The sequence below is a fragment of the Mesorhizobium sp. M7A.F.Ca.MR.245.00.0.0 genome (genome assembly GCF_003997415.1).
GTDB lineage: Bacteria > Pseudomonadota > Alphaproteobacteria > Rhizobiales > Rhizobiaceae > Mesorhizobium.
On record NZ_RZTE01000046.1, the window covers coordinates 1 to 26,020 of the forward strand.

At 63.1% G+C, this 26,020-nt stretch carries 27 protein-coding genes; 14 read left to right on the top strand and 13 right to left on the bottom strand.

From position 1 onward, the window contains the following. Window positions 1-173 precede the first annotated feature (173 nt). Window positions 174-677 (top strand): heme-degrading domain-containing protein, encoded by a 504-nt coding sequence (locus EOB80_RS29330; RefSeq protein ID WP_127331376.1) that lies wholly within the window; start codon window positions 174-176, stop codon window positions 675-677. Next, the gene (locus tag EOB80_RS29335; RefSeq protein WP_127331378.1) at window positions 674-1,939 is read left to right on the top strand and encodes a glycerate kinase; all 1,266 of its coding nucleotides are present in this window, start codon (window positions 674-676) and stop codon (window positions 1,937-1,939) included. Before EOB80_RS29330 ends, EOB80_RS29335 begins: the two co-directional genes overlap by 4 nt. A gap of 63 nt (window positions 1,940-2,002) precedes the next feature. Here the strand turns inward: EOB80_RS29335 and EOB80_RS29340 are convergent, their stop codons facing one another. From EOB80_RS29340 to EOB80_RS29355, 4 genes are all read right to left on the bottom strand, one after another. Then, window positions 2,003-3,460: a UdgX family uracil-DNA binding protein gene (locus EOB80_RS29340; protein WP_127331380.1), complete on the bottom strand. Its 1,458-nt coding sequence runs from the start codon at window positions 3,458-3,460 to the stop codon at window positions 2,003-2,005. A gap of 2 nt (window positions 3,461-3,462) precedes the next feature. Then, on the bottom strand, window positions 3,463-4,698 hold the full coding sequence (locus EOB80_RS29345; protein WP_127331382.1) for a putative DNA modification/repair radical SAM protein: 1,236 nt from the start codon (window positions 4,696-4,698) through the stop codon (window positions 3,463-3,465). Window positions 4,699-4,784: 86 nt separating this feature from the next. Beyond that, entirely contained in the window at window positions 4,785-6,191 is a 1,407-nt protein-coding gene (locus EOB80_RS29350; RefSeq protein ID WP_127331430.1) for a glutamine synthetase family protein, read from the bottom strand. Window positions 6,192-6,202: 11 nt separating this feature from the next. After that, entirely contained in the window at window positions 6,203-7,573 is a 1,371-nt protein-coding gene (locus EOB80_RS29355) for an aspartate aminotransferase family protein (protein ID WP_127331384.1), read from the bottom strand. Window positions 7,574-7,729: 156 nt separating this feature from the next. Between EOB80_RS29355 and EOB80_RS29360 the strand changes: the two genes are divergently transcribed. Beyond that, a complete protein-coding gene (locus EOB80_RS29360) occupies window positions 7,730-8,182 on the top strand; it encodes a hypothetical protein (protein ID WP_127331386.1) in 453 nt (150 codons plus the stop codon). 6 nt (window positions 8,183-8,188) lie between these two features. Here the strand turns inward: EOB80_RS29360 and EOB80_RS29365 are convergent, their stop codons facing one another. Further along, the gene (locus EOB80_RS29365) at window positions 8,189-9,163 is read right to left on the bottom strand and encodes a WD40 repeat domain-containing protein (RefSeq protein WP_127331388.1); all 975 of its coding nucleotides are present in this window, start codon (window positions 9,161-9,163) and stop codon (window positions 8,189-8,191) included. Window positions 9,164-9,419: 256 nt separating this feature from the next. Next, a complete protein-coding gene (locus EOB80_RS29370; protein WP_127331390.1) occupies window positions 9,420-10,472 on the bottom strand; it encodes a GTP-binding protein in 1,053 nt (350 codons plus the stop codon). Between the two features lie 195 nt (window positions 10,473-10,667). Here EOB80_RS29370 and EOB80_RS29375 point away from each other — a divergent pair, with 195 nt between their 5' ends. Continuing rightward, entirely contained in the window at window positions 10,668-11,399 is a 732-nt protein-coding gene (locus EOB80_RS29375) for an intradiol ring-cleavage dioxygenase (RefSeq protein ID WP_127331392.1), read from the top strand. Here EOB80_RS29375 and EOB80_RS29380 read toward each other — a convergent pair. Continuing rightward, window positions 11,363-11,548 carry a hypothetical protein gene (locus tag EOB80_RS29380; protein ID WP_127319450.1) on the bottom strand — a complete coding sequence of 62 codons (186 nt, stop codon included), beginning with the start codon at window positions 11,546-11,548 and terminating at the stop codon, window positions 11,363-11,365. The genes EOB80_RS29375 and EOB80_RS29380 overlap by 37 nt on opposite strands. 66 nt (window positions 11,549-11,614) lie before the next feature. Here EOB80_RS29380 and EOB80_RS29385 point away from each other — a divergent pair, with 66 nt between their 5' ends. Further along, window positions 11,615-12,085: a MarR family winged helix-turn-helix transcriptional regulator gene (locus EOB80_RS29385; protein WP_127319448.1), complete on the top strand. Its 471-nt coding sequence runs from the start codon at window positions 11,615-11,617 to the stop codon at window positions 12,083-12,085. Window positions 12,086-12,109: 24 nt separating this feature from the next. On the opposite strand, the gene EOB80_RS29390 is transcribed toward EOB80_RS29385, so the two are convergent. Then, on the bottom strand, window positions 12,110-12,979 hold the full coding sequence (locus EOB80_RS29390) for an AraC family transcriptional regulator (RefSeq protein WP_127331394.1): 870 nt from the start codon (window positions 12,977-12,979) through the stop codon (window positions 12,110-12,112). A 48-nt stretch (window positions 12,980-13,027) separates the two neighbouring features. On the opposite strand from EOB80_RS29390, the gene EOB80_RS29395 reads away from it, so the two are divergent. The 6 genes from EOB80_RS29395 (at window position 13,028) to EOB80_RS29420 (ending at window position 17,961) form a co-directional block, all read left to right on the top strand. Beyond that, entirely contained in the window at window positions 13,028-13,435 is a 408-nt protein-coding gene (locus EOB80_RS29395; protein WP_127331396.1) for a DUF2000 family protein, read from the top strand. Between the two features lie 192 nt (window positions 13,436-13,627). After that, window positions 13,628-14,512, top strand: coding sequence for a DMT family transporter (locus EOB80_RS29400; RefSeq protein WP_164762762.1), 885 nt, complete (start codon window positions 13,628-13,630; stop codon window positions 14,510-14,512). Window positions 14,513-14,588: 76 nt separating this feature from the next. Further along, window positions 14,589-15,611 (top strand): LacI family DNA-binding transcriptional regulator, encoded by a 1,023-nt coding sequence (locus EOB80_RS29405; protein WP_081738944.1) that lies wholly within the window; start codon window positions 14,589-14,591, stop codon window positions 15,609-15,611. Further along, window positions 15,608-16,594 carry a 2-hydroxyacid dehydrogenase gene (locus EOB80_RS29410; RefSeq protein ID WP_127331400.1) on the top strand — a complete coding sequence of 329 codons (987 nt, stop codon included), beginning with the start codon at window positions 15,608-15,610 and terminating at the stop codon, window positions 16,592-16,594. The genes EOB80_RS29405 and EOB80_RS29410 overlap by 4 nt, the downstream gene beginning before the upstream one ends. Window positions 16,595-16,654: 60 nt before the next feature. Next, complete coding sequence (locus EOB80_RS29415) at window positions 16,655-17,398, top strand: outer membrane protein (RefSeq protein WP_127331402.1); 744 nt, start codon at window positions 16,655-16,657, stop codon at window positions 17,396-17,398. 158 nt (window positions 17,399-17,556) lie between these two features. Beyond that, window positions 17,557-17,961 carry a hypothetical protein gene (locus EOB80_RS29420; RefSeq protein ID WP_164762764.1) on the top strand — a complete coding sequence of 135 codons (405 nt, stop codon included), beginning with the start codon at window positions 17,557-17,559 and terminating at the stop codon, window positions 17,959-17,961. Here the strand turns inward: EOB80_RS29420 and EOB80_RS29425 are convergent, their stop codons facing one another. Beyond that, on the bottom strand, window positions 17,962-18,735 hold the full coding sequence (locus EOB80_RS29425) for a gamma-glutamyl-gamma-aminobutyrate hydrolase family protein (protein ID WP_127266508.1): 774 nt from the start codon (window positions 18,733-18,735) through the stop codon (window positions 17,962-17,964). Window positions 18,736-18,997: 262 nt separating this feature from the next. Between EOB80_RS29425 and EOB80_RS29430 the strand changes: the two genes are divergently transcribed. After that, complete coding sequence (locus EOB80_RS29430; RefSeq protein ID WP_127331406.1) at window positions 18,998-20,107, top strand: TRAP transporter substrate-binding protein; 1,110 nt, start codon at window positions 18,998-19,000, stop codon at window positions 20,105-20,107. 85 nt (window positions 20,108-20,192) lie between these two features. Here EOB80_RS29430 and EOB80_RS29435 read toward each other — a convergent pair whose 3' ends face one another. The 4 genes from EOB80_RS29435 to EOB80_RS29450 all read right to left on the bottom strand — a co-directional run bounded on the left by EOB80_RS29435 (window position 20,193) and on the right by EOB80_RS29450 (window position 24,697). After that, window positions 20,193-21,221 carry a zinc-dependent alcohol dehydrogenase family protein gene (locus tag EOB80_RS29435; protein ID WP_164762765.1) on the bottom strand — a complete coding sequence of 343 codons (1,029 nt, stop codon included), beginning with the start codon at window positions 21,219-21,221 and terminating at the stop codon, window positions 20,193-20,195. Between the two features lie 18 nt (window positions 21,222-21,239). Continuing rightward, a complete protein-coding gene (locus tag EOB80_RS29440; protein WP_174800303.1) occupies window positions 21,240-23,024 on the bottom strand; it encodes a TRAP transporter large permease subunit in 1,785 nt (594 codons plus the stop codon). After that, window positions 23,021-23,605: a TRAP transporter small permease subunit gene (locus tag EOB80_RS29445; RefSeq protein ID WP_127266510.1), complete on the bottom strand. Its 585-nt coding sequence runs from the start codon at window positions 23,603-23,605 to the stop codon at window positions 23,021-23,023. The genes EOB80_RS29440 and EOB80_RS29445 overlap by 4 nt, the downstream gene beginning before the upstream one ends. A 186-nt stretch (window positions 23,606-23,791) precedes the next feature. Further along, a complete protein-coding gene (locus tag EOB80_RS29450; protein ID WP_127321649.1) occupies window positions 23,792-24,697 on the bottom strand; it encodes a branched-chain amino acid ABC transporter permease in 906 nt (301 codons plus the stop codon). Between the two features lie 148 nt (window positions 24,698-24,845). Here EOB80_RS29450 and EOB80_RS29455 point away from each other — a divergent pair, with 148 nt between their 5' ends. Together EOB80_RS29455 and EOB80_RS29460 are read left to right on the top strand one after the other, a co-directional pair. Beyond that, the gene (locus EOB80_RS29455) at window positions 24,846-25,457 is read left to right on the top strand and encodes a CGNR zinc finger domain-containing protein (RefSeq protein WP_127271073.1); all 612 of its coding nucleotides are present in this window, start codon (window positions 24,846-24,848) and stop codon (window positions 25,455-25,457) included. Next, window positions 25,450-25,986 (top strand): hypothetical protein, encoded by a 537-nt coding sequence (locus tag EOB80_RS29460; RefSeq protein WP_127331410.1) that lies wholly within the window; start codon window positions 25,450-25,452, stop codon window positions 25,984-25,986. The genes EOB80_RS29455 and EOB80_RS29460 overlap by 8 nt, the downstream gene beginning before the upstream one ends. Window positions 25,987-26,020 lie beyond the last annotated feature (34 nt).

The window sequence follows — 26,020 nt, forward strand, 5'->3', positions numbered from 1 at the left end:
CCGAATTGCGAAGGGCAATTCGGGACAATCCGACCTCTCCCCGAGGGGAGAGGAGGAAGCCGAGGCCCGTGCTCGTCTCTTCTCCCCTCGGGGAGAAGGTGGCCGCGACGACGGGACCTTGACCGGGCGGAGCTTGTCGTACACACGATTTGTGACGATTTCGGAGAACAAAAATGGCCGCTGCGGACGACATCGCTCTGATCCAGAAGCAGGAAGAGACGCTGGTCTTCCCGGCGTTCGACGAGGCCGTCGCCTTCGAGATCGGCGCGGCGATCCGTGAGCGGGCACTGGCCGAGGCCATGCCGATCATTGTCGATATCAGGCTGTGGGATCGGCCGCTGTTCTATGCCGCGCTGCCGGGCTCGAATGCTTCCAATCCCGACTGGGCGCGGCGCAAGATCAATGTGGTCAAACGGTTCCTGAGAAGCACCTATCGTATGGTGTTGGAACAGCAGCGCCCGGACCGCAGCTTCAAGATCGGCGAAGGGCTGGATATTGCCGACTACGTGCTGGCCGGCGGTGGCTTTCCGGTGACCGTCAAGGGCGCCGGCGTCATCGGGGTGATCGCCGTCTCCGGACTGCCGGAGCGCGAGGATCACGGCGTCGTCGTAGATGCGCTGTGCGATCATTTGGGCGTCGACAAGCGCGGCCTGGCATTGCCTCGGGACGCCGAATGACCGTGCTCGATCCCAAGGCCTTCCTGACCTCCGTCTTCAACGCCGCCATCGCCGCCGCCGACCCGGAACGAACCATCCGGGATCATCTGCCGGCCAAGCCGAAGGGCCGCACCATTGTCATCGGCGCGGGCAAAGGCTCGGCGCAGATGGCGGCAGCGTTCGAGAAAGCGTGGGACGGCCCCATCGAAGGGCTGGTCGTCACCCGCTATGGCTATGGCGCGACCTGCGAGCGCATCGAGATCATCGAGGCGGCTCATCCGGTGCCGGACGCTGCCGGTCTGGAAGCCTCGCGGCGCCTGCTCGCCAAGGTCCAGAATCTGACTGAGGATGACCTGGTGGTGGCGCTGATTTCCGGCGGCGGATCGGCGCTGTTGCCGTCGCCCGCCGGCGGCTTGACGCTGGCCGACGAGATCGCCGTCAATGAGGCGCTGCTCGCCTCGGGTGCGCCGATCGCGGCGATGAACACCATCCGCAAGCACCTTTCCACCATCAAGGGCGGCAGGCTGGCAGCGGCCGCATGGCCGGCCAGGGTGGTGTCGCTGATCGTCTCCGATATTCCCGGCGACAATCCGGCAATGGTCGCCTCCGGCCCAACCGTACCGGATACAGGCAGCCGCGCCGACGCGCTGGCCTCGATATCGGCCTATCGCATGAAACTGCCGGCCTCGGTGATGGCGCATATCAATTCGCCGGCCGCCGATGCGCCAAGCCCGGACGACGAACGTTTTTCGCGCAACGAGGTGCATCTGATCGCTTCGGCCGGGGTATCGCTGGAAGCCGCCGCTGCGGAAGCGAAACGGCAGGGTGTCGAGGCCGTTATCCTCTCCGATGCCATTGAGGGCGAAGCGCGCGAGGTGGGCGGCGTCCATGCCGCGATCGCGCGTGAAGTGGCGATGCACAATCGACCATTTCCAAAGCCGGTGCTCATCTTATCGGGCGGCGAGACAACCGTGACCCTGCGGGCAAAAGGCAAGGGCGGCCGCAACTCGGAATTCCTGCTGGCTTTCGCCATAGGCGCCAATGGCGTCGACGGCATCCACGCACTGGCCGCCGACACCGACGGCATTGACGGTTCGGAAGACAATGCCGGCGCCTTCGCCGATGGCTCGACCGTATCGCGCATGCGCGCAGCCGGGGTGGACGCCAAGGCTATGCTTGCCGGCAACAATGCCTGGACGGCCTTCAACGCAGTTGGCGATCTCTTCGTACCCGGCCCGACCGGTACGAATGTCAACGATCTCAGGGCAATTCTGATCAGGTAGCTGAAGCAATTCCAGGAAAAGTGTGAAGCGGTTTTCCGTCCGGAATTGCGAAAAACAGACTGGTCAGGCGGCCATCAGCCGCTTCACCAGCTTCATATCCTGCAGGAACCGTTCGCGTTCAGCCTCCTTGTCCGCGGGTTCGCGGATGCGCAGAATGAAGGAGGGATGGATGGTGATGAACACGCGCAATCCGTCCTCGCGCTCGATCACTTGTCCGCGCATCTTTGTCACCGGGATCGCCTTGCCGAGCAGCGACATCGCCGCCGTCGCGCCGAGTGCCACGGCGAGGTTCGGCTTGATCAGCTCGAATTCCTGGTCGATCCACCAGCGGCAGGCCTGAATCTCACCGGAATTCGGCTTGGAGTGGATGCGGCGCTTGCCGCGCGGCTCGAACTTGAAGTGCTTGACCGCGTTGGTGACATAGACCTTTTGCCGATCGACACCGGCATCATCCAGGATCGCATCGAACACCTTGCCGGCCGGACCAACGAAAGGTTTGCCGGCGAGATCCTCCTGATCGCCTGGCTGTTCGCCGACGAAGATCACCTTGGCATTGTCGGGGCCTTCACCGAAGACGGTCTGCGTCGCGTCGCGCCACAGCGGGCAGCGGCGGCAGCCTTTCGCTACCTCACGCAACTCGGGAATCGTGTCTGCATCATCTTCCGGTGCTTCGGCGGGCTGCTTCGGCCAATGCCGTGCCTGCACCTTGGCGTGGTGCGGCGCGGGTGTTGTCGGCATCTTCGCAATCATGTCCTTGGCGGCCTTGTCCGCTCCTGCGATCATGTCTGGAATGAGCGAAGCCTCGGGAAGGTTCCGCCAATATTTCTTCGGCATCTCCTTCTGCATGGCTTTCACCTTCAGCCGTGCCGGGTTGAAGATGTTCTCGAAATAGATGCGCCACAGCGCCTCGGTGTCGTCTTGATCCGGCGCATCGCCCTTGGCCGCGCCCGGTCCGATAGCCAGCCTTTCGCCATCCCAATCGGCGGAGGCGTAGGGCGTCAGGATCGTCCAGCGCATGCCGGTGAAACGCCTGACGAAGAAATCGGCGTTGCGCTCGACGATGAAATGATCCGGCTCGAACCAGGCGACATAGCGCTCATCGGCATCGTCGCCGATTTTCCGGAAGCGTACGAAGGCATGCATCTTGTGGCTGTCGCGCCGAACCGCCTTTTCCATGGCCTCAAGCCGCCTGGTATCGGGATCCGACGCGATTTCCAGCAGTTTAGGCTCGTCGCGCAATCGCCAAAGCATTCGGTAGAGAAAGGCAAACCGGCCGGGATCGGAATGGCAGAAGGCCGTTTCGGCATGCCCGATGAAGTCGCGCGACACGACGAGTTGCGCGCGCGCAGGCACTTCGGGCAATTCTGTTTGATCAGAGCCCGGCGCGACATGCCAGTAGACGTCCTCGGGCCTGACCTCATTCAGGGCCAGCCGCCGTGCCGCGTCACGCCAGCCGGCAAAATCCGTCTCGCTGTCGAGCCGAACTCTGTATCTGGCGAGATCGAGTTCCGCCGGCCGCATGATCAGAACAACGACAATTGTTCGCAGGAGGGGGCGATCTTGTCGCGCAGGCCGGCCTTGTCGGTCAGCGCACCAGGCGACCAGCCTTCGGCGATGATGAACGGCCTGAGCTTGGCGATCGACTGGCAGACCCGCCCGACATCCTCCAGCCGCATGCGCCGATGCCGGCGCGTCTCCAAAATCTTTGCCACCACCTTGGTGCCGAGACCCGGCACCCGCAGCAGAGCTTCGCGGTCGGCGCGGTTGATGTCGACCGGAAACTGCCCCCGGTTGCGCAGCGCCCAGGCGAGCTTCGGGTCGATGGCGAGATCGAGCATGCCGTCGCTGCTCCCGGCAAGGATTTCCGGCTGCGAAAACCCATAGAACCGCATCAGCCAGTCGGCCTGATAGAGCCGGTGCTCGCGCATCAGCGGTGGTTTCAGCAAGGGCAGCGACGATGACGAATCCGGAATCGGGCTGAAAGCCGAGTAATAGACGCGCCGCAGATGATAGCTGCCATAGAGCCGCGCGCTGGTGTGAAGGATGCCGTCGTCGGATGTCTTGTCGGCGCCGATGATCATCTGCGTCGACTGCCCACCCGGCGCAAAGCGTTCGCGCTTTTTGGTTTTCAAAGTAGGCTCGGCCTTCTCCTCCATCTTCTGGCGCAGCCTGGCCATCGAAAGCCGGATTGTCTCCGGCTTCTTCTCGGGCGCCAACCGCTTCACACCCTCATCAGTCGGCAGTTCGACATTGATCGATAGCCGGTCGGCATAAAGCCCTGCCTTCTCGATCAGTTCGGCCGAACTTTCCGGAATGGTTTTCAGGTGGATATAGCCGGAGAATTTCTCCTCCAGCCGCAGCCGGCGTGCCACTTCGACCATCTCGCCCATGGTCTCGTCCGGTGAGCGGACGACGCCCGAGGACAGGAACAGGCCTTCGATATAGTTGCGCCTGTAGAAATCCATGGTCAGCTTCACCACCTCGTCGACGGTGAAACGGGCGCGCCGCACATTGGAGGACGAGCGGTTGATGCAATAGCTGCAATCGTAGATGCAGAAGTTGGTCAGCAGGATCTTGAGAAGGGAAATGCAGCGGCCATCCGGCGCATAGGAATGGCAGATGCCCATGCCCTCGGTGGAGCCGATGCCGCCGGATTTCAGCGAATCCTTTTTTGCCGCACCGGAAGAGGCGCAGGAGGCATCGTATTTGGCGGCGTCGGAGAGGATCGCCAGCTTTTCACGGACGGTAAGTGCACTCATCTGTTCATGATATGTTCTAAACAGGAGATCCGCTACCTCATTTGATGGAGGCGGCGAAAAAGTGATCGCCGCCCATCATGAATCCATCAAACCTCGTGCAGATAGAGGTGGTAATCCAACTCGCTGACCGTGCGTGCCACCCGCAGATATTCGGACTGTTTGATCGCCACGAAGGTCCGGTGCAGGTCCTCGCCGAGCGCGTTCTTCAGGAAGCTGGACGTCCGCGCCGCTTCGATCGCGGCGCGCCAGTCGACAGGCATGGTCGTGCGCGTGACCGCTGCCTCATAGCCGTTGCCGGTCGTTTCGGGACCGGGATCGAGGCCTTCATCCATGCCCTTGATGATGCCGGCGAGCACGGTCGCGGCGATCAGGTAGGGATTGGCGTCGACGCCGGACGGCCGGTGCTCGATGCGCCGGTTCTTGGCATCGCCCGCTGGCACGCGCAATGCCACCGAGCGGTTGTTGACGCCCCAGGTCGGCGCCACCGGCGCATAGGATTGCGAGACGAAACGCCGCCAGGAATTGGAATGCGGTGCAAACACCAGCATCGATTCCGCCATGGTCTGGATCAGGCCGCCGAGCCCCTGCAGCAGCGGCAGCGACCAGCTCTCGCCGCCGGCTTCGGCAAAGACGTTTCGGCCGGCCTTGTCCTGCAGCGAGACGTGGAAATGCATGCCCGAGCCGGCATATTTCTCGATCGGCTTGGCCATGAAACATGCGGTGACGCCATGGCGGCGCGCCTGCGCCCGAACCAGCCGCTTCAGCATGACCAGATCGTCGGCCGCCCGCATCACATCCTTGCGGTAGTTCAGCGTCAATTCGTACTGGCCGGGCGCATATTCGGAAATCACCGTCTCGGCCGGAATGCCTTGCGCCTTGGCCGCGGCATAGATGTCGGAGAACAGCGGCTCCATGCCGTGCAGATGGTCTACCGAATACACTTCGGTCTTGCCCGAGACGCGGCCATCGAGCACCGCGCGCGCCGGCTGCACCTTGCCGTCGGCGTCGCGCTCATTGGCCAGCAGGAAGAATTCGAGCTCGAAGGCGCCGGCCGGATAGAGACCTTTGGCCGCGAGGATCTCCACCTGCCGAGCCAGCGCCAGGCGCGGATCCGACGACATCGGTCGGCCGTCGAGCATGTACATCGCCATTAGCAACTGGCCGCGGGGCGGGCTCGTACCGTAGAGCGGCACCAGCGTGCCGGGGATCGGCCATGCCCTGAGGTCGCCATCACCGGTCGTCCAGATCAGTCCGGTCTCGTGCACATCCTCGCCGGTGATGTCGAGGCCGAGGATCGAGATCGGCATATGGCGGCCGCCCTCGAAGATGCTCTTCAGCTCATGCCGGCGCACGATCTTGCCACGGCCGACGCCATTGGCATCGGTCAGCACGATATCGAAGGCCTCGATCTCGGGATGGGCGTCGAGAAAGGCTTGCGCCTCGGCAGGTGTCGAGCCCGAAGGTGAGGTTATCATGACGTTGGGGTGGTCCATCGCCGCTTGTCTCATGCCGCAAGCTTCGCCGCAACCGCGCCGAAGGCGGTGATCAGCCGGTTGACCTGGGCAGCCGAGGTCGCCGGCGAGATCAGCATCATGTTGTGGAAGGGTGCGATCAGCACGCCGCGATTGACCAGCGCGACATGGATAGCGGCCTCCAGTTCCGGTGCATGCGCCATTTCCGCCTCGGCGCCATTGCGCAGCGGACCGGGCGCACAGATGAACTCGACACGAGCGCCGACGCGGGAAACATGCCAGGGCAGGCGATAGCGATCGATCACGCCGGTCAGCCCGGCATCGAGCCGCCGCGCCAGATGATCCATGCGGTCGTAGTTTTCCTGCGTCATCACCTCTTCGAGCGTGGCGCGCATCGCCGCGAACTGCAGCGGGTTGGCCGAGAGTGTCGTGCCCATGCCGGAATAGCCCGGCTCCTTGGTCCTGTTGTAATCCGCGTAGCGTGAGGCAACGTCGTCGCTCATGCCCCAGACACTGGCCGGCACGCCGCCGGCGATCGGCTTGCCCAGCACGAAGAAGTCCGGGTCGAGACCATATTTCCTCGTGTAGCCGCCGGGGCCGGTCGAGATCGTGTGCGTCTCGTCGATCAGAAGCAGCGTGCCGGTTTGGCGTGTCAGTTTGCGCAGGGCGTCATGGTAGCCCGGATCGGCCAGCACCATGCAGGAATTGGTCAGCACTGGCTCGGCGATGACACAGGCGACGTCCTTATCCCCAAGCGCGGCTTCGAGTGCTGAAACATCGTTGAACTCGATGACCTTGGCCGTGCGGGTCAAGTCGCGGAACTCGCCCGCCAATCCTGGCCGGTTGACGGGCTTGCCGTCGATCAGCCGCACCATCGTTTCGTCGACCGAGCCATGATAGCAGCCGTTGAAGACCAGGATTTTTTCGCGGCCGGTGACGGCACGGGCAACGCGCAATGCAAAGCGGTTGGCGTCGGTCGCCGTCGTCGCGATCTGCCAGAACGGCAGGCCGAAGCGTTGCTGCAGCAGCGGCCCGATGGCCAGCGCATCTTCCGAAGGCAGCATATAGGTCAGGCCGCGTCCGGCCTGGCGGCGGATGGCGCGTGCCACCGGTGGCGGCGAATGGCCGAACATCGAGCCGGTGTCTCCAAGGCAGAAATCGTCGAGCTTGTTTCCGTCGATGTCGGTGATGTTCGCGCCCCTGGCGTTGTCGACCAGGATCGGGAACGGCGTCGGCCAATCGTTCATCCAGTGCATCGGGACGCCGCCGAAGAAGCCGGGCAGGCCGTTGCCGATCTTGGCTTGCGATTTTGGCCGCGCCTTGCGGAAGGCTGCCCCCTCGGTTTCGCGCAAATCGGCAATGCGGTCGCGGCCGATGGACGTGTTGGACGTGTCGCTGTGCATGAAAACCCCTCTGGTCGATCCCTCTTAGCCAATCCTTGTCCGCATCCGCAATTGGCCGCGCATCTGCCCTGCGTTGGCTCAGCCTTTGGCGGCGGCGCTTGACCGTGCTGCCGAAGTCAGCGCCAATATGAGCGGGAATTGAGGTGGAGGGGTAAAATGCGAACGATCATGTGTGTGGCAATGCTTCTGTCGTCGGCTGGCGCTGCCTTCGCGTCGGGTGGCATCTGGTGCTCCACCGAGGACCCGGCGGCGACATTCGAGGTCGAGGCAGGCGTCACCAGAGGCATGGGCGGGCCGACCTTCAACTTTCGCGGCAACCTCGAAATTCTGAGCCGGCCTGCCGGCGACAGCCTGCGCAAGACGGTGTTCGAGGATTCCAACCTGACGCAGTACTGGCTCGACGGCAAGGAATTGCGGCTGAACATCTATCGCGAGCACGAGGTCGCGCAAAAGATCAATTCGGTCGAACTGACGATCCTGACCAAGACCAGCGACGAAGGCGTCTACGACGGGAGCTATACGCTCTCCATCTACGACGCCGCGGCGGATACGGACCAGGACGGCAAACCGGTTGAAATCAGCGGCAAAGTGTCGTGCGGAGCGGAGTGAGCGGGGTCAGGCCGTGATATCGATGACGCCGCAATCGCCCGCGGCACTACCGAAGGCGACCCGGCGTTCTTCCTTGTCCCACATCATCGAGGTGATGGCGCCCTTGCCCGGCCGTCGCAACAGCACTTCCTTGGCGTCGGCAAAACGCACCGCCATCACCATCCCGTCATCATAGCCGACAGCAACGACATCCTGGCTCGGGTGGCAGGCGACAGCCGTCACCATGGCGTTGCCGCGCGTGCCGAGCTCCAGCGGTGCCTTGCCCATGGGACCATCCTTGCCTGAAAACGGCCAGACGATCGCCGCCGGCGCGCCGGAACTCGCCAGCCACTTGCCCTTCACACTCCACGACAGGCTTTTGACCTTGCCGGGATAGCCGGTCATGCGCATGTGCTTGCCGTCGGCGAGCTTCCAGCCGTGCAATGCGTTTTCTTGCATGGTGGTGACGAGGAAGGCGCCATCGGGAGAGAAGGTGATGCCGGTGTGGGCGCCGGCCCATTCAAGCTCCACCGGCTTGCCCTCGGCGGCCGGGAAATGCAGCGTCGCGCCATTGTAGCGGGCGACACCGAAGCGCATGCCCTTGGGCGAGAAGGCCAGCCCCTCGACCGAACGCGGATGGACGAATTCCCTCGTCTTGCCGTCGGCGAAGCGCACGAAGGCGGTCTTGCCTGAGGCATAGGCGATCGCGCCTTGCGGCCCGGCGGCAACGCTGGTGATCCACTTCTTGGCCGCGCTTGCCAATTCCGTGACCTCGCCGCCCGCTTTCACGGAAAACACCTTGCCGTCCTCGCCGCCGGTGATCAGCCGGTCATTGGCCGCATCATGAAAGGCGGCGAGCAGCCCGTCATTGGCCTGAACTGTCTTGTGGCCATGGTCGAGCCGATGGACGGCGCCGTCGGCCATCGCGAAATGCGGCACGTCGCCGAGGAAGACGGCAGCGATGCAGTGGCCTTCGAGATCAAGCGGGGCGACTGTTGGCATGGGAGATTATTCCATTCGAGATTTATGCTGGTCGTCTAACCTCGCTGGGTCGCCAGCGCGGCTGGGTGCGGCCGGCCTTCTCCCCTTGTGGGAGAAGGTGGATCGGCGCGCAGCGCCGAGACGGTTGAGGGGTGGGTGACGGATCTCCGTCAGCGCCAAGCTGGAACACCCCTCATCCGACCGAGCTTCGCCCGGCCACCTTCTCCCACAAGGGGAGAAGGAGGAGGGGCAGCGCTAGCGCTATAAAGTCTGGAAATCAAGCCGCCTGGCAGGCGTCAAAACTCTTCTTCAGCCGCTCGGCGTCGAGTTCCCTGCCGATAAACACCAGCCGGCTCTCATGCTTCTCGCCGTCCTTCCAGGCGCGCTGGTGATCGCCCTCGATGATCATGTGCACGCCCTGGATGACATAGCGTTCGTCGTCGCCCTTGAGCGCGATGATGCCTTTCAGCCGCAGGATGTTGGGGCCTTCCATCTGGGTGATCTTCTCGATCCAGGGGAAGAATTTCTTCGGGTCCATCTCGCCGCCGCGCAGCGACACCGATTGCACCGTCACGTCATGGATGTCGGAAGCATGCGCATGATGGTGGTGCCCGTCATGATCATGGTGGTGATCGTGGCCGTCATGGTCGTGGTCATGATGATCGTGATCGTCATGCGCTTCGAGGAAGTGTGGATCGTTTTCCAGCGCCCTCGACAGGTCGAAGGCGCCGCGGTCTAGCACTTCGGTCAGCGCGACCCCGGCTCGCGTCGTACGATGGATCTTTGCCGCCGGATTGATGGCGCGGATCGTCGCCTCGACCTTGGCGAGCTCTTCTGATGTGACGAGGTCGGTCTTGTTGAGCACGACGACGTCGGCGAAGGCGATCTGGTCCTCGGCTTCCCTGGAATCCTTGAGCCGCAGCGGCAGGTGCTTGGCGTCGACCAGCGCCACCACCGCGTCGAGCCTGGTCTTGGAGCGCACGTCGTCATCCATAAAGAAGGTCTGCGCCACCGGCACCGGATCGGCGAGCCCGGTGGTCTCGACGACGATGGCATCGAAGCGGCCGGGTCGGCGCATCAGGCCCTCGACGACACGGATCAGGTCGCCGCGCACCGTGCAGCAGACGCAGCCATTGTTCATCTCGTAGATTTCCTCGTCGGATTCCACGATCAGGTCGTTGTCGATGCCGATTTCGCCGAACTCGTTGACGATGACGGCGTAGCGCCTGCCGTGGTTTTCCGACAGGATGCGGTTGAGCAGCGTCGTCTTGCCGGCACCGAGATAGCCGGTGAGAACGGTTACGGGGATCTGCGTCTGTGCGTCGCTCATGGCTTGCCTCGAATTATCTGGGCCTCGGAAATTCGGCCTGAGAAAGGGAATGTCGGCTCCATATAGGATGTGCGCCGGGCTTTTGCACGGGGCAAACCGATGGGCCAAACCGGCTTGCTGGATTGCCGAATCGTTGGCGAAAGCCGTTGTGATCGCCTAGATCAGGGCGACAGAGGCCAATTCGAGAGGCAAGATATGTCCGGCAAGCCATCCTCGTTCTCAATGAGCCGGCGCCAGGCGCTCGGTTTGATCGCGGTCACCGCCGGCGGTGGTGCCTTCCTGCCCGCCGCCGCGATAGCAGACCAGACTTCACCCTATGCCGGACTGGCCTTGTTCGAAAACGGCGCCGGTGTCTGCACCATCACGCCCGAGGCGACCGAGGGACCGTTCTATTTCGATCCGAAGCTAGAACGCGCCGATGTCACCGAAGGCAAGAAGGGCATTGCCCTTGAGGTCCGGCTGCAGGTTGTCGACGCGGGCTGCCGCCCGCTTGCCGGCGCTCGTGTCGACATCTGGCATTGCGACGCGCAAGGCGCCTATTCCGGCTATCCCGGACAGGGTGATGGCCGCGATCTCGACACTTCGGGCCAGACCTTCCTGCGTGGTTGGCAAAGGACCGACGCGAGTGGCATCGTTTCCTTCGCCACGATCTATCCCGGCTGGTATCGCGGCCGCACCACCCACATCCATTTCAAGGTCTTTCCCGACGACAGTTCGGTGATGACCGGACAGTTGTTCTTCCCGGACAGCCTCAGCGAGCAGATTTTCACCGCTGTCGCGCCCTACAACGACCGGTCGGGCGAGCGCGACACCTCGAATGCCGCGGACGGCATAGCCAGGCGGGCCGGACCGCAATCGCAGGCTGCGCTGCGCGAGCTGGAGGATGCCTATCAGGCGCTGATGATCATCGCGGTGAAGTCCGGCTGAGCGGCGGTCACTCCATCACTTTGCTCGCGGCGAAAATTCCGGCCGGGAATTCGTTTGTCATCTAACTGAAATAAACATCTGGCATTAGCCACGGCGGACACCACAATGCTTGCCGGCAAAGCTGTTTGAAGCTCCGGAATCTTTTTCATCGTCGATTGCCAACCGGCCGGCTGCCTCTATGCTGCCCGCACCGGTACGGCCGAAGAGGGATGACCATGGCCAAGGCGGATAAGACTGCGACAATGAGCCGGCTGCATTCGGCGGCAAGGCTGGCAAGAACGGCGCTGGCGGCCCGGCTTCTGGCGCACGGCTTCTATGCCGGCCAGGATCAGATCATGCTGGCGCTCGACCGTGAGGACGGCCAGACGCCGGGCAATCTTGCCGGACGCCTCGGCGTGCGCCCACCCACCATCACCAAGACAATCAACCGGCTGCAGGCCCAGGGTTTTCTGGAAAAACGCGCCTCCTCGGCCGACGCCCGTCAGGCGCATATTTTCCTCACCGACACCGGACGCGACATCATTCACGCCATCGAGAAATCGGTGAAGAAGACCGAAAAGCTGGCGCTGAAGGGTCTCGACAAGAAGGACCAGAAGGCACTGTTCAAGCTGCTTGCCCGCATCGAGGCCAACCTCTCGAACGTGGAACTGGTGCTCATCGACGACGACGCCGAGTCGGACGACTGACCGGCGGATTGTTGCGGCAGGCGATCAAGCCGCCGCGGCAGAGCCCTGGATCAGCGACGACCAGCGTCCCGGTGTCATGCCGAACGCCTTCTTGAATTGCCTTATGAAATGGCTCTGGTCGCTGAAGCCGGCTTCGACCGCGATCTGTGCCAACGGTTCGCCGGCGGCGATCATCCGCCGCGCCCGCTGAAGCCGGCGCATCACCAGGAAGCGATGTGGACTGGTGGAGAAAGCGGCACGGAAATGCCGTGACAAGGCATAGCGATCAAGCCCGGTTACAGCTTCCAGTTCGCCGGAACGCACCGGCCGGTTCAGGTTTTCCGTGAGATAGTCGCGCGCCAGCGCAGCCGCCCGCCACGCCGTCCTGGTCATCGGCCTCGCCGACTGGCCGCCATGCCGGATCAGGCTTTGCATCAGTTCCGTCAGGAAGTCGTCGACGAACAACTCGTCGAGTTCCTGCTCCAGCGGACCCAGCGCCGAAAGCAGCGTTGCGCAGAAGGCGGCGTCCGCCACCACGCCATCCCTGACAAAAGGCAGCGACACGCCGCCAAGGCAGTCGAGCATCAGCGACGGTTCCAGATAGAGCATTCGGTAGCGCAGTCCGTCCTCGGTGCCGGCGCCGCCGTCATGCAACTCGTCGGGATGCAGCACGATGATCTGGCCCGGAAGGCTGTGGCGCGCAGCGCCGAGATAGCGAAACGTCTGCACACCGTGCAGCGTCACCCCGATCGCATAGGTGTCGTGGCGATGCAGGTCGAAGGCGCTGCCATGGAAGCGCGCCTCGATCCGCTCCATGCCTGCGGGATCGGGGGCGGAGATGATACGGTTTTCCGCCGCATCGACGCACAAACGTCCAAGACCCTTGTAGGCCTGGCTGTCTATATCGTGCGACATCGTCTCCTTCAGCCTCGCATTGGGGCACAACCGAATGGCCAATGTCTCATGTTCGATACGAAATTTGCAATCGTGCTCAGGGAAGATCTGCCGGTCTGGCAGAAACTCAACGTCACCGCTTTCCTGACCAGCGGCATCGTCGCGCAGTTTCCCGATATCATCGGTGAACCCTATCGCGACCGCGCCGGCAATCTCTACAACCCGCTGTCGATCCAGCCGGTCATCGTTTTGTCCGCCGACCAGACGACGCTGGGCACCATCCACCGGCGCACGCTGGAGCGCGGCGTGACCACCTCGCTCTATGTCGAGGAAATGTTTTCGACCGGCTTTGACGCGGCCAACCGTGCCGTCTTCGCCGAATTCGCGCCTGAAGACGCCAAGGTGGTCGGGATCGCGCTTCGCGCCGACAAGAAGCTGGTCGATAAAATCACCAAGGGCGCCCGCATGCACGCCTAGCCAAGGCACTACGCCTGCCGGCGGCTCTTGTTGTGCCAGCAGGCTTTCATGTCGCGGCAGTCGACAATTGGCTTGCCGGGAGCCGGCAATTCCCGCAAAGGTGGGCTCCAGCCCAGCTTCCCACCCGGCCTGCAAGTGAGTGCTCCCCAAAGACATGTAGAAAGCGCGACGCCCCCGGTGGCGATCGTGTGCATGCTCTCCACCTATGTCTTCTTCACCTTCCTCGACACATCAAGCAAATACCTCGTCCTTGCCGGCGTTTCCGTGCTGGTCGTTGCCTGGGTGCGCTTTGCCGTGCATGTCGTGCTGGTCGGCGCGCTGCTGCGCGGCTGGCGCCAACCGGTGCGGTTTCGTCCGGTCAATCTGCCGGCGCATATCCTGCGCGGGGCGTTCCTGTTCGGATCGACCATATTCAATGTCCTGGCGCTCAAATCCCTGCAACTGGCCGAGACCACCTCGATCTATTTCTTCGGGCCGATGGTGATCACGGCACTGGCCGGTCCGCTGCTTGGCGAGTGGGCCGGCTGGCGGCGCTGGCTGGCCATCCTGGCGGCCTTTGCCGGCGTCCTCATCATCACCCGGCCGGGCGTCGGCGTTTTCGGCATCGGACATCTCTTCGCGCTCGGCTCGATGCTGTCGAACTGCTTCTACGTCATCATGACGCGCCGCATGTCGGCGACCGAGACATCGGAGAGCCTCATCCTGTTTTCGGCGCTGGCGCCGGCGCTGTTGCTTCTGCCCCTGCTGCCGTTTTCGTTTTCCCTGCCGCATGACGGTTGGCACTGGTTCGTGCTGCTGATGCTCGGCGTGTTCGGCGGCGTCGGTCACTGGCTGCTGGTCCAGGCCTACCGGCTGGCGACAACCACGGCTTTGGCGCCCTATCCCTATTCGCAGATGGTGTGGATGATCATTTCCGGCTGGATCGTCTTCAAGCAGTTTCCCGACCGCTGGACATTGGTCGGCGCCGCCGTCATCGTCGCCAGCGGTCTCTACATCGTCCATCGCGAGCATAGGCTTCGGCTGCGGAGCCGCGCGGCCTCGGATGTCGAGGCCGAGGCGTTGGCAAAAAAACTTTGATTTGCCCCCGATCGGTGGCATAACGCCGCCTTTAAACAGTTTAGGTCTGGAAATTCAGGCCGGGGAGCACACGTCGCTGGCACAAAAAATCAAGCTTTCGACGATCGCGGATGCGCTCGGCGTGTCCACGGCTACGGTCTCGCTGGCGCTGCGCGACAGCCCTCTGGTTGCCGGTACCACGCGTGACCGCATCAAGGAACATGCCCGCGCCATCGGCTATATCTATAACCGACGCGCCGCCAGCCTGCGCACCTCGCGTTCCGGCATTGTCGGGGTCGTCGTCCACGACATCATGAACCCATTCTTCGCCGAGATCCTGCGCTCGATCGAAAGCGAGCTCGACCGCAGCCGGCAGACCTTCATCCTGTCCAATCATTATGATCAGCTCGAAAAGCAGCGCACCTTCATCGATACGCTTTTGCAGCTCGGCGCCGACGGCGTCATCATGTCGCCGGCCATCGGCACGCCGGCTTCCGACATCCTGATGGCCGAGGAGAACGGCCTGCCGGCTGTGCTGATCGCGCGCACCGTCGAGGGTGCCGACGTGCCGGTCTTTCGCGGCGACGACTCCTATGGAACAGGCCTTGCCACCAACCATCTGATCTCGCTCGGCCACAAGCGCATCGCCATGATCGGCGGCACCGACCAGACCTCGACCGGCCGTGACCGCTACCAGGGCTATGTCAACGCGATGGAGGCGGCCGGGCTGGAAGTCAGGCCGTCATGGCGCATCGCCGGCCCACGCACCAAGCAGGCCGGCTTCGAGGCCGCCGGACAGTTCCTGGCGCTGAAGGACAGACCGACGGCTGCCTGCTGCTGGAACGACCTTGTCGCCATCGGCCTGATGAACGGCATTGCCCGGGCCGGCCTTGTGCCCGGCGTCGATATCTCGGTCACCGGCTATGACGACCTCGAAGAGGCGGCGATCGCGACGCCGGCCCTGACCACCGTCTGGAACGGCCAGCGCGAGGTTGGCCGCCGCGCCGCCAGCGCGTTGCTCGACAAGCTCAACGGCCAGACGGTGCGGCCCTCGCAGGAATTGATCAAGCCGGAACTGCATGTGCGTCAGTCGACCGGCAAGCCGGTGGAGCGTGCATGACCAAGGCCGAACAGTTGCAGACCGTCGCCATCCTGGTGCCGGGCGATTTCAACGACCATGCGGTCGACCGCATCAACCGTACGTTCAGGCGTGTCAGAATAGAACGCGCGGATCCGTCCCTCATTACCGATGAGATGCGCAATGATGTGCGCGGCATTGCTTCATTTGCCGGCATCAACGCGGCGATGATGGATGCATTGCCCAACCTCGAGCTCATCGCCTCCTTCGGCGTCGGCTATGATTCGGTCGATGTCGGCCATGCCCGAGCGAAGAACATCATGGTCACCAACACGCCCGACGTGTTGACCGAGGAGGTCGCCGACACCACGATCGGGCTGTTGATCAACACCATCCGCGACCTGCCGCGCGCCGAAACCTGGCTGCGCGACGGCAGCTGGGTGCGCAACGGCAACTATCCGCTGAGCCGGCTGACCTTGCGCGGGCGCAGTGTGGGTATTTTCGGCATGGGCCGCATCGGGCAGGCCATCGCCCGGCGTCTGGAAGCTTTTGGCTTGCCGGTCGCCTACCACAACCGGCGCCGTGTCGAAGGTCTTCCCTACCAGTACCATGCGACCCTGAAAGGACTTGCCGAGGCCGTCGATACGCTGATTTCGGTCGCGCCGGGGGGCGCCTCGACGGAGAAGGCGGTCAATGCCGAAATCCTGTCGGCGCTTGGCGCCAACGGCGTCTTCGTCAACATCGGCCGTGGCAGCACTGTCGACGAAGCAGCGCTTGCGGCAGCCCTTGTCACCGGCACCATCGCCGCCGCCGGCCTCGACGTCTTTGCCGACGAACCGAATGTGCCCAAGGCGCTGCTCGACGCTCCCAACACCTCGCTGCTGCCGCATGTCGGCTCGGCCTCGGACCACACCCGCCGCGCCATGGCGGATCTGTGCGTCGACAATCTGGTGTCCTGGTTCACCGAGCGCCGGCCGCTGACGCCGGTGCCGGAGACGGTGAGTGTGAAGGCCAGGACCTTGTAGGACAAGCACCGCGGCGGCGAACGTGACCGATCTGCAACGATAGGTTGGAAATCGGTAGCTTTGGCACGTAGGCATCTTGATGCGCAGCTGAAGTCAAAGTATTTTGCCGCCAATCAACTAGCGGGGCGCTACGTGAAAACTCTTCTTCTTGCATCAACAATGCTTGTCGCCGTTTCGGGCAGCGCGTTCGCTGCCGATGCGCTTACCTCAGCTCCTGTTGCTTACGAATGGACCGGCGCCTATGTCGGCGCCCAGATTGGGTATGGCTGGGGAGATGTCGACAGCCATGATTCAGAGATAGGAACTGGCTCTTCCGATTGGTCGGATTCGTGGAAATCCAACGGCGTGCTCGGCGGCATCCACGTCGGTTACAATCAGGCCTTCGACTCGATCGTTCTGGGCGTCGAAGCCGATCTCGAAGCCTCGGGAGCGAGCGGCTCCGTGGATTCGGCATATGCCGGCAACATCAAAACCAAGATCGACGTTCAGGGTTCGCTGCGCGCACGTCTTGGCTATGCGACGGGACCTGCCCTCCTGTACGCCACGGGCGGTCTGGCCGTCGCTCACTTCGACACCAAATATGACGACGGCACCACGACGGATGATTCGTCCAACACAAAGGCAGGTTGGACTGTGGGCGCCGGTATCGAATATGCCTTCGCGCAAAATTGGACGACCCGTGTCGAGTATCGCTACAGCGATTTCGGCACATTCACCGACAATCCGGCGACCGACAGCGGCTACCTCTATCCCACCGACGTGACCACCCAGGCTGTCCGCGTCGGCGTCAGTTACAAGTTCTGATATAAACTAGTCGCGGTTCAGGGGCGGGAGTAATGCCGGCACTGTCTTGGGATGCCTGCCTTGTTCGGCGGGCCAAAGGCGTGTTGCCACACTTATTAACGTCAGCTTAACCCTTTGGAATCATTCTCCATCCTGTCCGTATGCGTGGATGAAGAATGATGAAAACACTTTCCGTATTGATCGCTGCTGGGGCGCTGTTTGGCGGCGTTCAGTTGTTTCATGTCGGCAGCGGGGAAAGCGTGGCCAACGAGGCCGCCCCGTCCAGCAGCTACAGGCTGGTCGCCAATGGCGATGAGGCGGTCTGTGCAGTCAGCCGCGGGGCCGAAATTTCGGACGGTTTGTCGCTGCTCACCGTTGCTCCGAAATGCCGCCGGCTCTTGCCGGGCATAGAGCAGGCGAAGTTCTGGCGCGAGCAAAACGACGGCACGGTCGCCTTCAGCGCCAACGGCGTCGATCCGATCGTCACCTTCGCGACTGCCGACGGCGACGGCTACGAATCCTATGCCCCAGCGCTGCCGCTGCTGTCGCTGGCGGCCATAGGCGATAAGAAATCTGGTGACTGATTATTCCGCTGCGGCCCGCGCGCCAGCCTTCGCTGCGGCGTGCAGCCGAACCGCATCGCCGAAGGCCCGGAATATCTTCACCGAATTGCTGTCCGACTTGACCCAGTATTCCGGGTGCCATTGCACGCCGACGGCGAAGGCGCGGGCGTCGCGCACCGAAACCGCCTCGACCGTGCCGTCGGTGGCGACGGCCTCGACCTGCAGCTTCGAGCCGAGCCGGTCGATGGCTTGGCGGTGCAACGAATTGACCTTGATGTCGCCGGCACCGAACACACCGGCCAGGCAACTGTCAGGTTTGATCGAAATGGTCTGGTGGATGGCGAAGCGTTCGTCCTGCTTGTCGCTCACCGGCGCGCGGTGGTCGAGCGAGCCCTCGCGCTCCTGGATCTCGGTGCCGAGCGTGCCGCCCAGCGCCACGTTCAATTCCTGGATGCCGCGGCAGATGGCGAGCAGCGGCACGCCGCGTTCGATCGCCCGGCGGATCAGCGGCAGCGTCGTGGCGTCGCGCGCCGGATCATAAGGGCCATTGGCTTCGCTGGCGTCGCCGCCATAGAGCGAGGGATGCACATTGGATTTCGAGCCGGTGACCATGACGCCGTCGACCGACGACAGGAGTTCGTCGAAATCGAGCCGGTCGCCAAATGACGGCACCAACAGCGGGAACACGCCGGCGCCGGTGATCGCCGCTTCCAGATATTGCTGCGGGGCGGCGTGCCAGGTGTAGTTGTCGAACTGACGGACGTCGGTCGATATGGCGACGAGCGGCTGATGCATTTTGCTCTGTGTTCCATCTGGGCAAGGGATACCTGGCGCTAAAATAGGCGATCCCCGGTTGTTTTTCCATGCCAAGTTTCGGCGTGTCGCATGGGCCACGAAACGGCCTGTTAGACTATAGTTGCAGGGCAGCCGGGCTTCGCCGTCAAATCGGGCCGGCCTGCTGGACTCGACTTCTTGCCTGTGTATTGTCTTGAACGAACCGACACGGAAACCGAGGATTTCCTGACGTCGGCCTGTTGATCCAAAAGGGAGGAACTTCATGGATCGTCGTTCATTCATTCGCAAGGCCGGTGTCACCGGCGTCGGTGCCGCGGCGGCCGCGGCCACGCTGGCGGCGCCTGCAATAGCCCAGTCCAATCCCAAGGTGACATGGCGGCTGGCGTCGTCCTTCCCGAAGTCGCTCGATACCATCTATGGCGGCGCCGAGGTGTTCTCGAAGATGCTGTCGGAAGCCACCGACGGCAATTTCCAGATTCAGGTTTTTGCCGCCGGTGAGCTGGTGCCAGGCCTGCAGGCCGCCGACGCCGCCACGGCCGGCACGGTCGAGGCCTGTCATACGGTGGCATATTATTACTGGGGCAAGGACCCGACATGGGCGCTGGGTGCGGCGGTTCCCTTTTCGCTCAACGCACGCGGCATGAATGCCTGGCATTACCATGGCGGCGGCATCGACCTGTTCAACGAGTTTCTCGCCACGCAGGGCCTTTTCGGCCTGCCGGGCGGCAACACCGGCGTGCAGATGGGTGGCTGGTTCCGCAAGGAAATCAACACGGTGGCCGACCTTTCCGGCCTCAAGATGCGAATCGGCGGTTTTGCCGGCAAGGTGGTGCAGAAGCTCGGCGTCGTGCCGCAGCAGATCGCCGGCGGTGATATCTATCCCGCGCTGGAGAAAGGCACCATCGACGCGGCCGAATGGGTTGGTCCCTATGACGACGAGAAGCTCGGCTTCTATAAGGTCGCGCCCTATTATTACTATCCCGGCTGGTGGGAGGGCGGCCCGACCGTCCACCTGATGTTCAACAAGGCGAAGTACGAAGAACTTTCGCCGACGTACAAGTCGCTGCTGCACACTGCCGCGCAGGCGGCCGACGCCAACATGCTGCAGAAATACGATTATCTGAACCCTGCGGCGGTGAAGCGACTGGTGGCCGGCGGCGCGAAACTGCGCCCGTTCAGCCAGGAGATCATGGCCGCCTGCTTCGAAAAGGCCAACGAGGTCTATACCGAAATGGAAGCCTCCAACGCCCCGTTCAAGAAGATCTGGGAATCGATCAAGGGCTTCCGCAAGGAGCATTATCTCTGGGCGCAGGTGGCCGAATACAATTACGACACCTTCATGATGGTCCAGCAGCGCAACGGCAAGCTGTAGTCGGCCGGACTTCTGCTCAAAAGCTCTCTGGGCGGAACCCGCTCAGGGAGCTTTTCTGCATATGCCGGGAGGCGAAGCCGACGGTTCAGCCTCGGCGCGGCACCACCAGAACCTTGACCTCGCCGGGCGCCGGCGGATTGGCGATCACCGCTGGCGCTTCTTCAAGCGACACCTGCCTGGAGATCAGCCTATCGATCTCGATCGTGCCGGAAGCAATGAGTTCGGCGGCGCGGCGATGGGTGTAGGGATTGAGGAAGGAACCGAGCACCTTCAGTTCCCGGAACAACAGGTCAAACGGCTCGAATTCCGCTTTCATGCCTTGCGGCGTCACGCCGACGATGACGACCGTGCCACCGGCGCGGGCCAGCCGCATCGACTGCTCGACGGTCTCTCGCACGCCCGCGCATTCGAACACCACGTCGGCTCCGCCCGGCGTCGGACCGGCTGGCCCGGCGATGGCGTCGACGACATCGGCGGCAGTCGGATCGACCGTCATTGTCGCGCCGAGGTCCTTGGCGAGGACGCGCCGCGAGGCTTGCCTGGTCGACAGGACGATGGTCGTGGCTCCCGCCAATCTTGCCAGCTGCACGGTGAGCAGGCCGATCACGCCGCCGCCAAGCACGACCACCGAGCTGCCCGGTTTGATCCCGGCAAGGTCGACGCCGTGCAGGCAACAGCCGAGCGGCTCGCAGAACGCGCCGTGCATGGGATCGAGACCCGCAGGCAGGACGAAAGCCTGCTTCTGCGGCAAGGCAAGGTATTCGGCAAAGCCGCCGTCGCGATGAATGCCGATGGCGCGCAGATTGCTGCAGAGATTGATTTGTCGCGCGTGACAACGCGCGCAGCGCCCGCAGGCGATGTTGGGGTCGCCGGTGACACGATCGCCGATGGCAAAACCCGAGACCGATTTTCCGATCGCCTCGACGAGACCGGAGAACTCATGGCCGGGCGTCACCGGCAGCGTGCACGGAAATTCGCCGTGAAACAGATGCCGATCCGTGCCGCAGACGCCGCAGGCTTCGATGCGCACCAGTAGCTCATCCGCACCGATGTCAGGCATGTCGACGTCGCGCAGCGTGATGCCGCCCACTGCTTCCAGCCGCACCGCTTTCATGGTTTTGACCATGCCGGTTCAGTTGAAGCTTGGCGGTTGCGACAGGTCGGGCTGTGGCGTTGCCGGCTTGGCCGGCGGCGCGTCGCCGAAGCTCGGCGGCTGCGACAGATCGGGGGCGGCGGGAGCCGTGCCGCCGCCGGCAGGCGCTGCGCCATCCGCCGGCGGCGTGCCGAGCGGCGACAGGCCGGGCATCTCCGGCACCTGGTAGTCGATCGTGCCCGGATCGACGGTCGTTCCCTTGTAGTGCATCACCATTTGCGGGAAGGCGATGGTCAACCCGATCATGATCACCTGGATGCAGACAAAGGGCACCGCGCCCCAATAGATCTGTCCGGTGGTCACCGGCGCGATTTGTTTGCCGGTGAGACGATCGAGATAGGGCACGCGCGCAGCCACCGAACGCAGGTAGAACAGCGCGAAGCCGAAGGGCGGGTGCATGAAGCTGGTCTGCATGTTGACGCCCAGGAGCACGCCGAACCAGATCAGGTCGATGCCGAGCTTGTCGGCGGCGGGCGCCAGCAGCGGTACGATGATGAACGCCAATTCGAAGAAGTCGAGGAAGAAAGCGAGGAAGAAGACGAGCATGTTGACGCCGATCAGGAAGCCGACCTCGCCGCCCGGCAGCGACGTCAAAAGGTGCTCGACCCAGATGTGGCCGTTGACGCCGTAGAAGGTCAGTGAGAACACCCGTGCGCCGATCAGGATGAAAAGCACGAAGGACGATAGCCTTGTCGTCGAGGCCAGTGCCTGCTTGACGACGTCTAGCGACAAGCGCCCCTTTGCCGCCGCCATGATCAAGGCGCCGACGGAACCCATGGCGCCGCCTTCGGTCGGCGTGGCGATGCCCAGGAAGATGGTGCCCAGCACCAGGAAGATCAGCGCCAGCGGCGGGATCAGCACGATGATCACCTGCTGCGCGAGCCTGGACATCATGTTGAAATTCAGGCGTTTGTCGGCAATGGCGACGATGTAGATGAACAGGACTCCGGCAGTCGCGCCGAGAATGTCGGCATTGTCGCCATGCGCCGGCGCCAGATAACGATACGCCGCGTAGGAAACCGCTAATGTGACCAGCAAAGCCACCAGCAGCGACATCACGCCATGGCCGAGTGTACGGGCCTCGAGCGGCAGCGCCGGCATCGAGTTCGGCCGGATGATCGACATGATCAGGATGTAGGACATATAGAGGACGGTGAGCACGAGGCCGGGGATCAGCGCGCCGGCATACATGTCGCCGACCGAACGGCCGAGCTGGTCGGCAAGCACGATCAGCACCAGCGACGGCGGGATGATCTGGGCAAGCGTGCCGGAGGCGGCAATGACACCGGATGCGAGCCGGCGGTCATAGCCATAGCGCAGCATGATCGGCAGCGAGATCAGGCCCATGGCGATGACGGAAGCCGCCACCACGCCGGTGGTCGCCGCCAAGAGCGCGCCGACGAAGATCACCGCATAGGCAAGGCCACCGCGGATTGGCCCGAACAGCTGGCCGATCGTGTCGAGCAGGTCTTCGGCCATACCCGATCGCTCGAGCACGATGCCCATGAAGGTGAAGAACGGAATGGCCAGCAGCGTGTCGTTCGACATCACCCGGCTGCCGTAGAAATTATCCGGCAATGCGTGCAGGAGCGGCCAGGCGAGGTTGATCGATCCTCCGGAATAAGGCGACAGCAGCACGCCGATGAAGAAGAACATCAAGCCGTTGGCGGCCAGGGAAAAAGCGACGGGGTAGCCGATCAGCAGGAAGATGATCAGCGAAGCGAACATGATCGGCGCCATGTTCTGCGCGATGAACTCCATCACGAGCGCACCTCGTCGGCCAGCGCCTTGGCTTCGAGTTCGGCCTGTTCATGCACGGAAATGAACGGATTGGGATCGTCCATGTCGCCGCGCATGATGGCGATCTTCTTGATGATCTCGGAGATGCCCTGCAGCGCGAGCAGGAAAAAACCGACGAGCAGGATGGCCTTGGCCGGCCAGATGATCAGACCACCGGAATTGTTGGACATCTCGCCGCTGCGAAACGACAGCGACACATAGGGCACGAAATAGATCACCATCAACGTCACGAACGGCATCAGGAAAAAGAGATGCCCGAGCAGGTCGATCCAGTGCTGCACGCGGCGTGAAAACAGGCCGTAGACGACGTCGATGCGGATATGTTCGTTCTGCTTCAGCGTATAGGCGGCGGCCAGCATGAAGGCGGCGCCGAACAGATACCATTGCAGTTCGAGCCAGGCGTTCGAGGATATGTCGAACACCTTGCGGATAATGGCGTTGGCGGCGCTCACCAGGATCGCCAGCAGGATCAGCCACGATATCCACTTGCCGATGAATTCGTTGGCGCGATCAATTGTCCTGGATAGAGCAAGAAGCCCTGCCATGCATTCCTCCCTTGTACCGGAGGCGTGCCGGCTTCCCCCTTTTGTCCGTCACGCCGCGTGGTCCAACGGTATGCCGCGCGTGGACTGACGGGTCAACAAGGATAGAGGGAGCAAATATCATCGCATGGCAGACAGTGCCCAATACCGGCGATCTGCCCTGGCGTCATGCAACCAAAGTCTGACGTTTCAGGCGATTTTGCCGGTGTCGCGGCCGGCGCCGATCAGGATCAGCGTCGTGACCAGGAACAGATACATCCACGCGTCGCGCCATTCGACCGGGAAATAGCCGGCCCACAGCGATTCGGCCATGCCGAAGGCGGCCGCGCCGAGTGCCGCGCGCAATGGCGAGAGATAGCCGCCGACCGCCGTCACGAACAGGATTTTCAGGCCGTAGACGAGGCCCGAGCCGAAGCTGACATTGCCGTAATAGAGCCCGGCCATCACACCGGCCAGCGCGGCGCAGAAGCCGCCGAACAGCACCGCGTGCCGGAACACCGCGCGTACGTCGACGCCGCACATCGCGGCTGCCTTGGGGTCGTCGGAGACGGCGCGCCAGCGCCGTCCGAAGCTCGACCGGGCAAATGCCCAGCTGGCCAGCGCGATTGCCGCCACTACCACGGCGCAGTCGATGAGCTGGATGAGCGTCAGCGTTGCCGTGAAGGTGGCGCCCTGCGCGAAAACGATAGGCTGCGCCAGCATCGGCGGGAGCCACAGATCATGCGTGTCGGCGGCGATGCGGCTCGCTTCGGACAGCAGCAGCAGGATGCCGAGCGTCGTCACCACAATTGCATTGGGCGTGCGGTCGGCCAAAGGTTCGAAGACACTGCGCGACAGCACGTGGCTGATCAGCGCGGCATAGAGGAACGCAGCGACGACGCCGAGCGCCACCGCCGCCAGCAGCGTCAGCCACAGCATCTGATAGCCGAAGGCCGCGGTCAGGATCATCGTCTGGCCGCAAAAGGCGAACAATGCGCCATAGGCGAGATTGGTGCGGTGCAGGATGCCGTTGGTCAGCACATAGCCAAAGGCGAGCAGCGCATAAAGCGCGCCCGAATGCAGCCCGTTCAGCACCTGCTGGAAGAAATAGAGCATGCAAAACCTCGAAGCATGCCGCCCAAAAGTGCGAAGCGGTCCTGGCCAGCGACAGGCTCAAAAGGCTGCGAAGATCATCACAGCCCAGAGTGAGGGTGCATCGCTGAATCTAACTTGTCAAATACGATTTATAGGTTAGATTTTCGCCATGACGGTATCCTGGACCCCGCACCGCTTCACCGGCGGCCTGCTTGCGCTCGACACAGCGAACACCGTCGTGCTGCGCGGCGATCCGGGGCGAACCTTCGATCGCTTCGACGATCCGGCCGAGATTGCCCGCTTCGCCGATGCGGCGAGCCGCTTTCGCGCTGCCGAACTTGGCGATAGGCCATTGGCGGTATCCTCGGCGGTGGCGATCGCACCCGTTGTGCTGTCGATCCGCGAGGCGACCGACCGGCTGTTTCGTGGAGCGGCGTCGAAGGGCGCGGTTGCCACCACTGATCTGCCCGGATTCCTGAGAGCCTGCGCCGATGGCCTTGCCGGCAGCCGGACCGAGATCGGTGCGCCGGGGAGGCCGTTCGGTGATCCCCTGACGCCGATCGCCTTCGAGGCGGCACTGGCGGTTTCGGCGTTGTCGCTTCTGCGTGACGACACCGTCGCGAGGCTGAGGATCTGTCCCAATTGCACCTGGCTGTTCGTCGACAGAAGCCGCAATTCCAGCCGCCTTTGGTGCGACATGGCGGTGTGTGGCAACAGGCAGAAGGCAAGCCGTCACTATCGTCGCCGTCGCATGGCGGAAAATGAGGTCAGGAATGCGTAGCGGCCTTTCCCGTTCGATCCTTGTCGGCGTGGCACTCATCGCGGCCGTTGCGCTGGGCGCCTGCCGCGATACCGGCAATGACGAAGGCAAGCTGTTCGAGATTTCCGGCAAGATATTCGTCTTCAACTACCGCCTCGCAAGGGCGACTTATGTCGTGACCCTGCGGCCGCTGAAGCCGATGGGAGAGGGCCAGGTCGCGGTCGCCAGCTTCCAGGATCCCGCCGGCGGCGCGCCTCTGGTGGTCGAGCAGAAGGTCTGGCCGAAGCTCGACAAGGTGACGCTGGAGAGCCCGGCACTGACCTGCGTCGTCAAGAACAAGCCCTATGCGATTGCCATCAGCATCAAAGGCGCCGACGGCGCGGTCCAGCAGAAGATCGACACCACGCTGATGTCGACGGAAGACCAGTCGATCCTGCCCGACCAGCCGCTGGTCATCGACCAGCTCTACACCGCCAATCCCGATCTCGTCGGCCATCCCGACGGCAAGCTGCCGGGCGAACCGAAGCCGGATTGCTCGAAGGGCGGCTGACGCGTCGCGGCCCTCCGGGCCGCAGCTGAAATTT

Coding starts and splice junctions, on each gene's coding strand:
- EOB80_RS29370 (WP_127331390.1), bottom strand. CDS start 10,472: ATGAGCGACGCACAGACGCAGATCCCCGTAACCGTTCTCACCGGCTAT.
- EOB80_RS29365 (WP_127331388.1), bottom strand. CDS start 9,163: ATGCCAACAGTCGCCCCGCTTGATCTCGAAGGCCACTGCATCGCTGCC.
- EOB80_RS29350 (WP_127331430.1), bottom strand. CDS start 6,191: ATGGACCACCCCAACGTCATGATAACCTCACCTTCGGGCTCGACACCT.
- EOB80_RS29435 (WP_164762765.1), bottom strand. CDS start 21,221: ATGAAAGCGGTGCGGCTGGAAGCAGTGGGCGGCATCACGCTGCGCGAC.
- EOB80_RS29360 (WP_127331386.1), top strand. CDS start 7,730: ATGCGAACGATCATGTGTGTGGCAATGCTTCTGTCGTCGGCTGGCGCT.
- EOB80_RS29395 (WP_127331396.1), top strand. CDS start 13,028: ATGTTCGATACGAAATTTGCAATCGTGCTCAGGGAAGATCTGCCGGTC.
- EOB80_RS29330 (WP_127331376.1), top strand. CDS start 174: ATGGCCGCTGCGGACGACATCGCTCTGATCCAGAAGCAGGAAGAGACG.
- EOB80_RS29430 (WP_127331406.1), top strand. CDS start 18,998: ATGGATCGTCGTTCATTCATTCGCAAGGCCGGTGTCACCGGCGTCGGT.
- EOB80_RS29380 (WP_127319450.1), bottom strand. CDS start 11,548: ATGAAAAAGATTCCGGAGCTTCAAACAGCTTTGCCGGCAAGCATTGTG.
- EOB80_RS29335 (WP_127331378.1), top strand. CDS start 674: ATGACCGTGCTCGATCCCAAGGCCTTCCTGACCTCCGTCTTCAACGCC.
- EOB80_RS29445 (WP_127266510.1), bottom strand. CDS start 23,605: ATGGCAGGGCTTCTTGCTCTATCCAGGACAATTGATCGCGCCAACGAA.
- EOB80_RS29400 (WP_164762762.1), top strand. CDS start 13,628: ATGCTCTCCACCTATGTCTTCTTCACCTTCCTCGACACATCAAGCAAA.
- EOB80_RS29450 (WP_127321649.1), bottom strand. CDS start 24,697: ATGCTCTATTTCTTCCAGCAGGTGCTGAACGGGCTGCATTCGGGCGCG.
- EOB80_RS29340 (WP_127331380.1), bottom strand. CDS start 3,460: ATGCGGCCGGCGGAACTCGATCTCGCCAGATACAGAGTTCGGCTCGAC.
- EOB80_RS29420 (WP_164762764.1), top strand. CDS start 17,557: ATGAAAACACTTTCCGTATTGATCGCTGCTGGGGCGCTGTTTGGCGGC.
- EOB80_RS29355 (WP_127331384.1), bottom strand. CDS start 7,573: ATGCACAGCGACACGTCCAACACGTCCATCGGCCGCGACCGCATTGCC.
- EOB80_RS29425 (WP_127266508.1), bottom strand. CDS start 18,735: ATGCATCAGCCGCTCGTCGCCATATCGACCGACGTCCGTCAGTTCGAC.
- EOB80_RS29455 (WP_127271073.1), top strand. CDS start 24,846: ATGACGGTATCCTGGACCCCGCACCGCTTCACCGGCGGCCTGCTTGCG.
- EOB80_RS29375 (WP_127331392.1), top strand. CDS start 10,668: ATGTCCGGCAAGCCATCCTCGTTCTCAATGAGCCGGCGCCAGGCGCTC.
- EOB80_RS29385 (WP_127319448.1), top strand. CDS start 11,615: ATGGCCAAGGCGGATAAGACTGCGACAATGAGCCGGCTGCATTCGGCG.
- EOB80_RS29460 (WP_127331410.1), top strand. CDS start 25,450: ATGCGTAGCGGCCTTTCCCGTTCGATCCTTGTCGGCGTGGCACTCATC.
- EOB80_RS29390 (WP_127331394.1), bottom strand. CDS start 12,979: ATGTCGCACGATATAGACAGCCAGGCCTACAAGGGTCTTGGACGTTTG.
- EOB80_RS29410 (WP_127331400.1), top strand. CDS start 15,608: ATGACCAAGGCCGAACAGTTGCAGACCGTCGCCATCCTGGTGCCGGGC.
- EOB80_RS29345 (WP_127331382.1), bottom strand. CDS start 4,698: ATGAGTGCACTTACCGTCCGTGAAAAGCTGGCGATCCTCTCCGACGCC.